General features: G+C 48.4%; 13 protein-coding genes and 1 pseudogene. All 14 read right to left on the bottom strand.

Annotated features, from left to right (window positions below; genetic code table 11):
* Positions 1-70: 70 nt before the first annotated feature.
* The gene (rpsR, locus tag FYJ39_RS09900; RefSeq protein ID WP_154472303.1) at positions 71-340 is read right to left on the bottom strand and encodes a 30S ribosomal protein S18; all 270 of its coding nucleotides are present in this window, start codon (positions 338-340) and stop codon (positions 71-73) included.
* A gap of 38 nt (positions 341-378) precedes the next feature.
* Positions 379-840: a single-stranded DNA-binding protein gene (locus tag FYJ39_RS09905; RefSeq protein ID WP_154472304.1), complete on the bottom strand. Its 462-nt coding sequence runs from the start codon at positions 838-840 to the stop codon at positions 379-381.
* A gap of 46 nt (positions 841-886) precedes the next feature.
* Positions 887-1,174: a 30S ribosomal protein S6 gene (gene rpsF, locus FYJ39_RS09910; protein WP_154472305.1), complete on the bottom strand. Its 288-nt coding sequence runs from the start codon at positions 1,172-1,174 to the stop codon at positions 887-889.
* 129 nt (positions 1,175-1,303) lie between these two features.
* Positions 1,304-1,501, bottom strand: a complete 198-nt coding sequence (locus FYJ39_RS09915; RefSeq protein WP_154472306.1) for a DUF951 domain-containing protein — start codon at positions 1,499-1,501, stop codon at positions 1,304-1,306.
* Positions 1,502-1,575: 74 nt separating this feature from the next.
* Positions 1,576-2,565 (bottom strand): aldo/keto reductase, encoded by a 990-nt coding sequence (locus FYJ39_RS09920; RefSeq protein ID WP_154472307.1) that lies wholly within the window; start codon positions 2,563-2,565, stop codon positions 1,576-1,578.
* Between the two features lie 40 nt (positions 2,566-2,605).
* Positions 2,606-3,331, bottom strand: a complete 726-nt coding sequence (locus tag FYJ39_RS09925) for an NAD-dependent protein deacylase (protein WP_154472308.1) — start codon at positions 3,329-3,331, stop codon at positions 2,606-2,608.
* A gap of 34 nt (positions 3,332-3,365) precedes the next feature.
* Entirely contained in the window at positions 3,366-4,505 is a 1,140-nt protein-coding gene (locus tag FYJ39_RS09930; RefSeq protein ID WP_154472309.1) for a GNAT family N-acetyltransferase, read from the bottom strand.
* Positions 4,502-5,413 (bottom strand): DUF2156 domain-containing protein, encoded by a 912-nt coding sequence (locus FYJ39_RS09935; RefSeq protein WP_154472310.1) that lies wholly within the window; start codon positions 5,411-5,413, stop codon positions 4,502-4,504. Before FYJ39_RS09935 ends, FYJ39_RS09930 begins: the two co-directional genes overlap by 4 nt.
* Before the next feature lie 138 nt (positions 5,414-5,551).
* On the bottom strand, positions 5,552-6,715 hold the full coding sequence (locus tag FYJ39_RS09940; protein ID WP_154472311.1) for a glycerate kinase family protein: 1,164 nt from the start codon (positions 6,713-6,715) through the stop codon (positions 5,552-5,554).
* Between the two features lie 418 nt (positions 6,716-7,133).
* Positions 7,134-8,747 carry a DUF3794 and LysM peptidoglycan-binding domain-containing protein gene (locus FYJ39_RS09945; RefSeq protein WP_154472312.1) on the bottom strand — a complete coding sequence of 538 codons (1,614 nt, stop codon included), beginning with the start codon at positions 8,745-8,747 and terminating at the stop codon, positions 7,134-7,136.
* Between the two features lie 130 nt (positions 8,748-8,877).
* A complete protein-coding gene (gene cysE / locus FYJ39_RS09950; protein WP_154472313.1) occupies positions 8,878-9,579 on the bottom strand; it encodes a serine O-acetyltransferase in 702 nt (233 codons plus the stop codon).
* 130 nt (positions 9,580-9,709) lie between these two features.
* Positions 9,710-10,138 carry a protease complex subunit PrcB family protein gene (locus FYJ39_RS09955; RefSeq protein ID WP_154472314.1) on the bottom strand — a complete coding sequence of 143 codons (429 nt, stop codon included), beginning with the start codon at positions 10,136-10,138 and terminating at the stop codon, positions 9,710-9,712.
* 69 nt (positions 10,139-10,207) lie between these two features.
* On the bottom strand, positions 10,208-11,236 hold the full coding sequence (locus FYJ39_RS09960) for a branched-chain amino acid aminotransferase (RefSeq protein ID WP_353954572.1): 1,029 nt from the start codon (positions 11,234-11,236) through the stop codon (positions 10,208-10,210).
* A gap of 418 nt (positions 11,237-11,654) precedes the next feature.
* Positions 11,655-11,838 (bottom strand): annotated as a pseudogene (locus FYJ39_RS09965) (IS5/IS1182 family transposase); the annotation flags it as partial.
* Positions 11,839-11,924: the final 86 nt, after the last annotated feature.

The following is an 11,924-nucleotide window of genomic DNA, read 5'->3' on the forward strand; positions in this document are numbered from 1 at the left end:
GGATTCCTGTTTCAGTACCGTTTGAGTAAAACTGCCTCTTTCTACACGCCAGCCTTTATAAAGCAAAGGCTTACTCCATTGTATAAGGCATCAGGGCAATGTGGCGCGCCCGCTTGATGGCTACTGTTAAAGCTCTCTGATGCTTTGCGCAGTTGCCTGTGATACGGCGGGGAAGGATCTTGCCTCTCTCGGATACGTATCGCTTTAACTTGTTTACATCCTTGTAGTCGATCACGCCGTTTTTATCGCCGCAGAATACGCAAACCTTTTTTCTTCTGCGGATTCCGCCCGGTCTTCTCATCTTAGCGCCATCTGGTCTATCTGTTTTATTAAATGCCATTGGTGTTGTCCTCCTTTATTATTCAACCACGGAACATCCTAATTGAATGGAAGCCCTTCGTCCTCCACTCCGTCCGGAATGTTCATAAACCCATCACCAATCGCACTGGTAGGAGCCGGTCTCTGAGAGGGGGCTGACTGTCCGTAGCCGCCCATATCAGATGCTGCGCCCTTACTGTCTGCGAATTCCTGATCATCCAGGATGACCTCGGTGGTGTATACTTTCTGACCTTCTTTATTTACATAGCTACCTGTCTGAATTCTCCCGGACACAAGGACACGCATACCCTGGCGGAAATATTTCTCCGCAAATTCAGCCGCGCGGTCAAATGCAACACAGGTAATAAAGTCAGCCTGCTGTTCCATAGAACCCTCCTGGCCTCTGCGGCCTCTTCTGTCCACTGCAAGGGTATACCTGGCAATGGCCATGGAACGCTCTCCCTGTGAATATCTGACTTCCGGGTCTCTTGTCAATCTTCCCATTAAGATAACTCTGTTCATACGGTCACTCTTCCTTTTCATCCCCGCTTAAGGGGCTGGGCATCTCTTATGCTTCTAGCTTCACGCATAAGTATCTGATAACTGGTTCCATAATACGAATGTGCGCCTCTACTTCGTTCGGACACACGGAATCAGACTCGAACTGGATAAAGTAGTAGAAGGCTTCATGCATCTTCTGTATCTCATATGCAAGTCTTTTCTTCCCCCACTCATCTACGTTGGTTACGGTTCCGCCGAAACGGGTGATATAACCCTTTACCTTTTCGAGCGCTGCCGCGCGCTGCTCGTCGTCAAGCTTCACATTCAGAACAACGGTTAATTCGTACTTGTTCATCTTGTTTTACCTCCTTGTGGTCTCTGGCCCCCGCTTTCAGTGACAGGAGCAAGGATTTAATATGTCACGAATTATTATTCTACCAAAGAAACCGGACAAATGCAAGGGATTTTTGATTATTATTTGTCCTTAAATTCCCTTCTTCCTCAATCCCCTAGCATTCTTCTCCACCAACTTTCGCGAAACCATAATCTGATGGCCGCAGCCTGTACATTTCAGCCGGAAGTCTGCCCCCACGCGAAGGATTTCCCATTCGCTGCTTCCGCAGGGATGAGGCTTTTTTAATTTGACAACGTCTCCGATTTCATAGCACTGCTTTTCGTTCATCGCTTCATTACTCCCATTTGATCAGCCCCGGCTGATGCTTCGGGGCAGGTTAGAGCTTCCAATACTTATGGCTGTCAGGACAAAATCCTGTCAATCTGATCCAGCTCTTCCTGGCTGAAATCCAGGCCTTTAAGAGCAGCCGTATTGTCCATCAGCTGCTCTGGACTGCTGGCGCCGATCAGGACGCTGGTTACCTCTTTGCGGCGCAGCGCCCAGGCAAGGGCCATCTGGGCCAAGGACTGCCCCCGGCTTTCAGCCAGGCTATTCAAAGCTTTGATTTTCACCAGCCGTTCCGGTGACAGATAGCGCGCTCCTACGGTGGTTCCCGTTCTGGAAGCTCTGGAGCCCTGGGGAATACCATAAAGGTATTTGCCGGTCAGCGCTCCCTGTGCCAGCGGGCTGAAGCAGATACATCCGACTCCCTCTCTGTCCAGGACATCCAAAAGTCCATCCTCCACCCAACGCTCCAGCATATTGTAACGGGGCTGGTGAAGCAGACAGGGCGTGCCGTTGGCTGCCAGAATTTTAATCGCTTTCTCCGCTTCATCTGCCTGATAATTGGAAATGCCTATATACAGGGCCTTCCCCTGCTTTACAAGGTCGGAAAGAGCGCCCATGGTCTCTTCCAGGGGTGTCTCCGGATCCGGACGGTGGTGGTAATACACATCCACATAATCCAGCCCCATACGCCTAAGACTGGCGTCCAAACTGCCTATGAGATATTTTCTGGAGCCCCAGTTTCCATAGGGTCCAGGCCAAAAGTCAAAGCCGGCCTTGGTAGATATAAAAAGCTCCTCCCTATACTGCCCCAGATCCGATTTCAGAACAGAGCCGAAGTTTTCCTCTGCCAGTCCCAGATTGGGCGCTCCATAGTTGTTGGCCAAATCAAAGTGGGTAATTCCCAGGTCAAAGGCCTTAAAAAGAATGGCTTTTTGCTCCTCCAAGGTCTTATCTGTCCCAAAATTCTGCCACAGCCCAAGAGAAATCCTGGGCAGGAAGATACCGCTTCTCCCGCTTCTCTTATATTCCATTTTCTCATATCTGTCACTTGCTGCCTGATACATTCACGTTCCCTTCCTTCTGCATTGCTGTCATTATTGTGGATCAGATTCCGGCTACGGTCTCAAGAACCGCCCCAATGCTGCCGCTTATCACCAAATCTGCCTGGGAGTCTTTCGAGGTAGCCTCCTTATTGATTAAAACTAGCCTGTTCCCCCTGTAATAATCAATCAGTCCCGCCGCAGGATAGACCACAAGTGAGGTTCCACCGACTATCAGCATATCCGCATTTCTTATATATGCTACAGCCTTTCTTATAATCCGGTCGTCCAGCCCCTCCTGGTAAAGCACCACATCCGGCTTAATCATTCCGCCGCAGCTGCACCGGGGTATACCTTCACTTTTTACCACATAGTCCAGATCATAGAATGCTTTGCACCTGGTACAGTAGTTCCTATGTACGGAGCCGTGAAGCTCCAGCACCTCTTTGCTTCCCGCCATCTGGTGAAGGCCGTCAATGTTTTGAGTTATCACCGCCCTTAGCTTCCCCTTCGCCTCCAGCCTTGCCAGCGCCCTGTGGGCTGCATTTGGCCTGGCATTGACATAGAGCATACGATCCTTGTAAAAGCGGTAGAACTCTTCAGGATAGCGGATATAAAAGCTATGGCTGATAATGGTCTCCGGCGGATACTTATACTGCTGGCTATAAAGCCCGTCCACACTTCTAAAATCAGGAATTCCGCTTTCTGTAGACACACCTGCGCCTCCGAAAAATACAATGCTGCCGCACTCCAAAATCCAGTCCCTTAGCTGCCGCAGCTTCTCCTCCATATCCGCATTCCCTCCTTTCTCCAGCAAATGAGCCCTACACAACCTCATCTAGGAAAAGCCTCTCAATCGGCTCTACAAACCTGCACCACCAGGGCGGAGCTTCTTGCTGTGCTCCCGCCAGATTCTCCAGCCTTTCATATCCAAAAAGCCAGGATGCAAGAGCAGCCACGTCTATATCAAGCACCTCTGTAGAAAACAGAGGACTGCCTGCAAGCCCTACAGGCTCCGGCGTCAGACAAGAGCCCTTTCCATTCAGCTTCCATCTCCAAAGCCCCTGATTTCCAGGAATCAGTTTATCCCGGATTCTTATGAGCACCTCCATCTCACTACACGGAGCCTCCTCATTAAGACTAATGGCCTCCATCATCCGGGCCGCGTTCGTAATTCGGGCCATGATGGCCGGCCGGAGGGAGCCGCTCCTTCCTTCGGTCTTATCTGCCTTTGCCGGTTCCAACCAATCCGGTTCCATAGAATACAGGAATCTCTGCTCCCTTTTTCCGATTCCCCAGAAGGCCTGAAGGGCTTTCAGCTCTCCATTTCCATCATACCAACCATACACCCGGCCTGCCTCGCTGTCAAGCTCCTCTTCCAGCCGCTCCATATACTCCCTGTCTCTTACTGCATAGACCTGAAAACGTTCATCCAGCCACCGGTTCACCCAGGAGGCCAGGCAATCCCGCGTCTTTCCCTCAGATCTGAACGCAGCCGTACCCGACCCTTCGCTTAACTGAAGCTTTAGCCTCCTTGTTTCCTCCGGCAACCTCTCCTTTATCTGCCAGAGAGGCTGATTAAACACAAACCGAAATCCAAAGGGCAGGTAAATCCCTTCTGAAGCAGGCATAAGATAGCAAAAGGGAGCTCCCTCATCATGCAGATCCAGCAGCAGCCTCCCAAGCATATCTCTCATATGCCCCTGGCGCCGGCTGTCTGCGGCTGTGGCTACTCCCACGATATAATTCAGCTCCCAAAGCCGGCCCTTCACCATCACATGGTAGGGATTGAGATGAGCCATGGATAGAAGCCTTCCCTCTTCATCCTCCTTCACCAGCACCCGGTTGTCTGCGGTTTTCCTCTTATAATAGTAGTCTATAAAGCCTTGTGAATCTTCAGGAAATGCCTCCTGCCAGAGCCATCTGCTTGTCTGCTTTTCTTCCCCTGTCAAATATCGTATCATCGTTTCCTCACCGAATATTTCCTTGCAAATCCAATGGGATTGTAGCTCATCTTAGCCTTTCTCAATCCCTCCATTCCCAAATCATCCTCCCGGTTCACCAAAGCTGCATCAGGGAATTCATGAATTAAAAACTGCTGGTTTATAAATTGATACAGCCCTTTGATGGATTGATTCGCCTTTTCAATATGAATCACCGCCATATTTTCCAGTTCATTTAAGCTGCCTATGGTAAAGGCCTCCAGCTTTTTATCCACATATACGCCTGCCATGGGCACACGGAGGCTGGAGCAGTTTTTTAAAATATCGTGAATCCCCGCAACCTCATAATCCAGAGAAGCGTCCATGGCGTTGGCGTCAACCTTATTCTGCCTCCATTCCTCCATAAATCTCCAGACCTCATGGCGGTCAGAGCAGCAAAGCCTGCGGTACTCATATCTGCCCTCATATTCCCTTAAAAATCCGTTTAAATGGTTCTTTTTTTTATGAAGCTTTTTCCCTGACAAAGTGCGCATGGCCTCTCCGTCATAAAGATAATCCTTTAAGTCCGCCTGCTCCTCCACCTCATATACCTTTGGGTCCAGCTTCAAATACTCCACAGCCTCTTCATCTGCCAGGGCAATATAAAAGGGCTTGTGAAGAACCTGTTCAAAATACTCCACCAGCTGATTAAAAAAGTAGGGCAGATCCTCTTCCTTGCACATAGGCATGGCTGTGGAGACCTGTCCATCCTTTTCCATCAGGCACAAAGCCGCCCGGTTTTCACTGACCGCACACTGGACCTGGTAGTAATCCTTCCACAAAAAGCAATCCAGAAACACGCTGTCGCAGGCCTTATTAGGCCGCAGGCCATAAAAAGGCCGCAGCTTGTCAATATCCTCAGCTACTACAGGCTTAAACTCTAAATTCATGGTATACCTCTTTTCTTTAGGATCATACTGCATATGCATAGTATACCATAATTTCAATTTCTATAACAGTTTTTTTCAACCTCTCATACGACAATCCCATGAATGAACCAGCCGTACGCAGGATACTGACAAAGCATTTCATACCTCATCCCTTTCTCCATTTGCTCCCAGCCCCATTCCCACATGCAATAGCCGGAACATTCGAACAGCGCCATTGTAATATAGCTCCTCTGCATTGTGCAATGCTTCCTCCAGACCCATTACTCCGTTAATCGTTGTGACCATAGAGCAGATTCCATAATCAAATATCTGCTCAGCGCCATCCCCCATGGAGCCTACCAATGCTATGACGGGAATCCCATGGCTTTTGCAGCGGCAGCCAACTCCCTGTATCACTTTTCCAAAGCAGGACTGCCAGTCGGTCTGTCCTTCCCCGGTAATCACCAGAGAAACTCCCTCCAGCTGTTTATCAAAGTCAATCAGATCCAGCACCGTTTCAATGCCGGACTTTAGCACGGCACGGCAGAACACCAGCAATGCGGCTCCAAGTCCTCCGGCTGCACCAGAGCCAGGTATTTTATCTGGATTAATTCCCAACTCCCGGATTAGCACATCCCGGTAATTTTGCATGCCTGCTTCTAACTCATCCAGCGCCTTGGGGGAGCCGCCCTTTTGTTTGCCAAAGGTATAGGTAGCTCCATTTTTGCCGCACAGCGGATTATTCACATCACACATAACGGTGAATTTCGCCTGAGCAATGCGTTTATCCATGCCCGAACAGTCGATATGAACTACTCTTGCCAGATCCGCTCCTCTGCCCTCCAGCTCGATTCCATCCGCGTCCAGAAAGCGTACCCCCAATGCGCGCATACACCCCATGCCTCCGTCATTGGTAGCAGAACCTCCAATGGCAATCGATATATCAGTAAAGCCATGATCCAGGGCATCTTTTAAAAGCTCTCCCGTGCCATAGGTAGTTGTATTTCTCGGTTCCCGCAGCTCCAAGGGAACCATGGGCAGCCCGGAGGCTGCCGCCATTTCCAGAATCGCCCGCCTTTCATCCAGCTTTCCGTAATACGCCTCCCGTCTCTCCATTAACGGGCCGTGCACCGGCACCTGGAGCCGTTTCCCCTGGTTGGCAGCTATCACCGCGTCAATGGTTCCCTCCCCTCCGTCTGCCACCAAAACTCCGGCACATTCACAAGAACCGAACACCTCCCTGGCTGCTTTCGTCAGCAATTCAATGGTCTGCCTGCTTGAAAGCGTTCCCTTAAAAGAATCCGACGCAAATAACAATTTCATAGAAAGAACCCCTTTCTTCTCATAACAATTTTCAGCACATCAACGGAACAGGATTGGCAGGATAAATAGTATCTTCTTAAGAAACGATTTTAGGTCTTATCAATATGTGATTGAATTCATTTTCCTAAAAGCAGCATAAAAAGCAGCAGGCATCCAGCCGATTTGGAAGCCTGCTGTTATAATAATGACTAATACGGCAAAATGTATCAAACAAACAAAGCAATTATAGATAAATACCTAAAACTTATGGCGAATCCTCCTATCTACTACAATAAAAGGGTTAACTGTCACTCATAACATGGCCCTGTTTATACAATCAAGTTATCATAAATTACAATACATGTCAACATTGTATAAATATACTTTGCACAACTCCCTATCTGGGCGCGCTCTGACATTTTGAGTAAAGAAAAAGCGGCTAAAATCCCTGGGCAATCTCCTTCACCAAAAGCAGCCTCTGTCCCTTCTTAACCTGATCGTCTGCCAGTTCATTGGTGGAAATAATCGTACCCACTGTGGTGTGAAATTTCTTCGCAATACTCCAAAGGCTGTCATCAGGCTGTACAATATAGCCCACAATTCCAGGCAGCTCCTGCAGCCTCTGAAAATCCATAGGCTTTACCACAGCTCCGGTTATAACCTGCTCACACACAGGCTGGAGCACCAGGAAATCCAGAGCAACCACAGCCTTTACCTCCACCATATCGCCGCCCATCATCACTGCGCTCAGCTGCTCCAGGCCCGCGTCCAGCTGGTAAATGCTGTCCTCCCTGATACCTCTGGCTTCAGCTACGCAGTGAAACGGCACCTGCTCCACCCAGGACTGGACCGGGGAGGTATCATCGCTGGTTAGATACAGAAGGCTAACCTCCAAAACGCCGTCAATTTCCAGACAGTCCTGACCAATTCCCACATCATCTAGCTTTATAGCCCCTGCATTGTGGCAAATCTGAAGTATACGCTCTGCCTGAGGCAGCTTAAGCTTTTCAGAGATCTTAGACTTGCATACATTCCTGGTAAGAATCTGATCAAAGCAAGCCTCCGTCTGAGTCAGCTCAATCTCCCTCATATTGGAGTACATATCGCTTAAAAGCTCCACCTCCTGCTCCTCGTAAAGCTTGATATCCAACTCCAGGACAGCCTCCACATCCATTTCCCGCATCTCGCCATCATAATCCGGCTTAGCCTGAATATCCTTGTGGGCCAGGCGAACAATAACCATGGGGATCTGCTCCTCCTTTACGTCATTCATCTCCATTTCACCAGAAAAGGAAAGCGTATCCTCTAACCACTGAACCGGCATATTTTCATCCTCAGCCATATAAATCACAAACACGGTCATTTCTCCATCCAGATGAAGGCGGCCGTCCAGGGGCTTTACGCTAACATCCCGAAGCCGCATCTCCCGCCAAAGAAGCTGCCCCATATTAGGCTTTCCGCCTGTGAGACTGAGTTCTTCCTTGATCCGGTATGTATCCTTCCTGCGCACTGCAATGGAAGCCGCATTTGCCGTACGCTTCAAAGTTTCCACCTGGATAGCTCCGCCGGCGTCTCCCTCCGAGAGGCCGGCCCCTGCCGCCGGGCTTCCCCCTTCCATGTCCACATCCACCGCAGCCTCCGCATCCCTGAGAGTTTCCACCCGAACCTGAAGAGTAATGATGGACTGAACCCCCAGCTTTCTGGAATTGATCATTTCTGTATTCAGATCCTCCAGCATCCAGTTTAAGCCAACGTAGTCTTTCTCCTCCAAATTGGGGACGTTCACAGTTTCCTCAAAAGGAATGCTGCCCCCCAAGGTCTGAAGCCCGCCTGCCTCCCTGCGGTAAAGCACCTGGAACTCAAGCCTTCCCTTCACAGCCACCTTATCTCCCTGATTCTTTACACTCTCTATCTGGACCTCCCCTGTGTCCAGCATCACCTGCTCCATATCATCCATGGTATCCGGCACAATAAAATCGTCATCCAGCGTTATCTGGGTGGCTACATTTCCCTTCCACTGGTTCATATGTATCTGCTTCTTTATTAATTCCATAAAAACACCTGCCATCTCTCATAATCCTTTAGAAGAATTTATGCGGACAGCAGGCTCTTTATGCGTATATCTTATAATTCACATGTATTCACTACATCCAGCTATCTGATGAAATTTTTATTACCAGGCATCAAGACTTCTCTGCTTCTCCAGCCTGTACAGCCGTCTCTGGCCCAGCTCCGGCTTCCGATGCCTTCTGGGAATCCAGAGCTTCCTTTAAGTATGAAATCTCCCTCTCCATCTGTGCCATACGCTCCTTCATGCTTTCATACTCCTCCAGAGTCAGAGTTCTCTTATTCTTAGGCAGTGAAACTCCATCCTTTTTTACCGGGCGGGCCGGAATGCCGACAGCAGTCACGTTATCCTCCAGAGGCTTTAAGAGAACTGCATTGGCTGCAATATAACAATTATCGCCCACCTCAAAGGCTCCCAGAATCTTAGCTCCCGCGCCAACCATTACATTATTTCCCAGGGTAGGATGACGTTTCCCCTTCTGAGTTCCCACACCCCCCAGAGTCACCCCCTGGTAAATCGTACAATTATCACCAACCACCGCAGTCTCGCCGATAACCACACCGGCACCATGATCAATCAAAATCCCATGTCCCAGCTGAGCTCCTGGATGAATCTCAATCATCGTAAAGAACCTGGCAACCTGCGATATAAGCCTTGCTATAAAAAACATCCTATGCCTGTAAAACCAGTGCGCAAAACGATGCCATATGAGGGCATGAACCCCTTGGTACAAAAGCAGCGCCTCCAGGACATTACGTGCCGCCGGATCTCTCTCTTTCACTGCTTTAACATCCAGCCAAATATCCTTGAATATCATATATTCTCCCCTTTACTTTAACAAGTTAATACAACAATACTGTAGCACCACACTATCCCAAAATATTTTATATAGTATAGCATATGATATTCAATCCTGCAATAACACAGCCGCAGCCTGCTGTGAATAGTTATTGAAATACCACCGGATTTTCCAAATACTCCGTTTTAATTACTATATAAGGAAAGGACTGCTCTTTTCCTGCGTTCTCTCCCTTCTCCGGTCCCTTAAGCTCTGTGTTGATAACGACGGAATTTTCTGTCAGATACAAATCATTGACACTGATGCTGTACCCTCCGGTAGGCTGTACACCATATCCTACGGCAATAAAAAGATTCTGATCATCACTGTATGTAAGCTTAAAGGGCTGCTGCTGTTTCTCAGCAATGAGCTTCTTTAGTTCCTCCGGAATATCCATATTCCCTGCTACTGTAAAGTCCAAATCCCTCACCTTATCTTTGCTTTCCTTGGAAGCCGAACAGCCCATAAGCGTCCATCCCATCATAGCCATTAGCATGGCAAGGGTCAACCACACCTTTCCCTTATAAATAATTTTCATGAAAAAACCTCCCGAACTATATGATGCAATTACTATCAATATATTCCAAGAGGCGCTGATTATTCTTCCTTATACAATTTTACGAATCCAGCCTTCAGGGGCCTTTATAGTTCCCATTTGAATCCCTGTCAGGGTATCATAAAGCTTTCTGGTAACATCACCCATCTCCTCCATGCCGCTTGGGAAGCAAATCTCGTTTCCATGATCCACAATCTTCCCCACAGGAGAGATAACTGCCGCAGTGCCGCAAAGCCCGCACTCCGCAAACTCTGAAAGCTCTGAAAGCTTAACCGGACGCTCCTTTACCTTAAGCCCCAGATAATGCTCCGCCACATACATCAGGGATCGTCTCGTAATGGAGGGCAGGATGGAGGAAGATTGAGGAGTAACCACTTCCCCAGTCCTGGTAACAAACAGGAAGTTGGCTCCTCCCGTCTCCTCCACACAGCTTCTGGTTGCCGGATCCACAAATACGTTCTCATCATAGCCGGCAGAATGGGCTGTTACAGAAGCATATAAGCTCATGGCATAATTCAGGCCCGCCTTTACATGCCCTGTTCCCCTGGGAGCTGCCCGGTCAAAATCGCTAACGCATAAGGTAAGGGGCTTGGCCCCTCCTTTAAAGTAAGGGCCTACCGGTGTACAGAACAGCCTGAACTGATACTCCTCCGAAGGTTTCACTCCAATGACAGGGCCAGAAGCGAACATATATGGCCGCAGATAAAGAGTAGCTCCGCTTCCAAAGGGAGGCACCCAGGCCGCATTGGCCTTTACCACCTGATCCACTGCCTCTAAAAACCGCTCCTTGGGAAAGGCTGGCATTTTAAGCTGTTCTGCCGAATCCATCATGCGCTCCGCATTCAGATCTGGACGAAAGGTTACGATGCTTCCATCCTCTGTTGTATAGGCTTTCAGTCCTTCAAAGCACTCCTGACAATATTGCAGAATCCCTGCACATTCATTAATCACTACATTGGAATCTGAGGTTAGGCAGCCCTCGTCCCATGCTCCGCCTTTGTAATTTGAAACATAACGCTTGTCTGTAGCCATATACGTAAATCCAATATTGCCCCAGTCCAGGTCTTTCTTTTCCATGATCGTTTCCTCCGTTCCAGCCGATATAAAAGTAATCTGGACACAATTATAATCCCATCAATCTGTAAAATCAATCATTTCACGGGAAATCTCCCATACAATTCGTGCATAGCTTCCATAACCGCCCTCCACAGGCTGATCCGCTTCCACAGGGACGGGAAGTCCCCGGCACTTTCTCACTTTACATGATTAGCATATTGCTAAAGTCAAGACGGAAATGCTATAATGTCCCCATTGTTATATTCTTGACTGCGCAAACGAAGGAGGGTTCATACGATCATCCCCCCTCCCCCCCATAAGGTATGGAGTCCATACCACCCTTTATTGATTATAAATTGCTTTTAATCATATTAAGTGATACAAAAAAAGCTATCGGATATGTGGCAGTGCTAAGCACTGTAATACCTAATCTCCTGATCTACTTTTGCATCTTTTTATTGTTGGCTCTTGCTTTTACATGAGTTACATCTACAAAAACTTCGCTGGGATCTATCAGCTTAATTTATAACACGTAGTATGTGTGAAAATATATGCTCAAAGCGGTCGGTATCCTTAAAACGTCAGGTATAGTTTTTGCCAAAAGTTGAGAAATGGGGAACCATATCACCCTTGCAGAATATTTGTTCTGTTCTCTTTTCTAGTCTGCATTCTGGGCCATCATAGGAGCATACCACCTTTCTTTGGTACTTCC

This window comes from Clostridium porci (genome assembly GCF_009696375.1).
Taxonomy (GTDB): domain Bacteria; phylum Bacillota; class Clostridia; order Lachnospirales; family Lachnospiraceae; genus Enterocloster; species Enterocloster porci.

Coding starts and splice junctions, on each gene's coding strand:
- FYJ39_RS09935 (WP_154472310.1), bottom strand. CDS start 5,413: ATGAATTTAGAGTTTAAGCCTGTAGTAGCTGAGGATATTGACAAGCTG.
- cysE (WP_154472313.1), bottom strand. CDS start 9,579: ATGATATTCAAGGATATTTGGCTGGATGTTAAAGCAGTGAAAGAGAGA.
- rpsR (WP_154472303.1), bottom strand. CDS start 340: ATGGCATTTAATAAAACAGATAGACCAGATGGCGCTAAGATGAGAAGA.
- FYJ39_RS09955 (WP_154472314.1), bottom strand. CDS start 10,138: ATGAAAATTATTTATAAGGGAAAGGTGTGGTTGACCCTTGCCATGCTA.
- FYJ39_RS09915 (WP_154472306.1), bottom strand. CDS start 1,501: ATGAACGAAAAGCAGTGCTATGAAATCGGAGACGTTGTCAAATTAAAA.
- FYJ39_RS09920 (WP_154472307.1), bottom strand. CDS start 2,565: ATGTATCAGGCAGCAAGTGACAGATATGAGAAAATGGAATATAAGAGA.
- FYJ39_RS09930 (WP_154472309.1), bottom strand. CDS start 4,505: ATGATACGATATTTGACAGGGGAAGAAAAGCAGACAAGCAGATGGCTC.
- rpsF (WP_154472305.1), bottom strand. CDS start 1,174: ATGAACAAGTACGAATTAACCGTTGTTCTGAATGTGAAGCTTGACGAC.
- FYJ39_RS09940 (WP_154472311.1), bottom strand. CDS start 6,715: ATGAAATTGTTATTTGCGTCGGATTCTTTTAAGGGAACGCTTTCAAGC.
- FYJ39_RS09945 (WP_154472312.1), bottom strand. CDS start 8,747: ATGGAATTAATAAAGAAGCAGATACATATGAACCAGTGGAAGGGAAAT.
- FYJ39_RS09905 (WP_154472304.1), bottom strand. CDS start 840: ATGAACAGAGTTATCTTAATGGGAAGATTGACAAGAGACCCGGAAGTC.
- FYJ39_RS09925 (WP_154472308.1), bottom strand. CDS start 3,331: ATGGAGGAGAAGCTGCGGCAGCTAAGGGACTGGATTTTGGAGTGCGGC.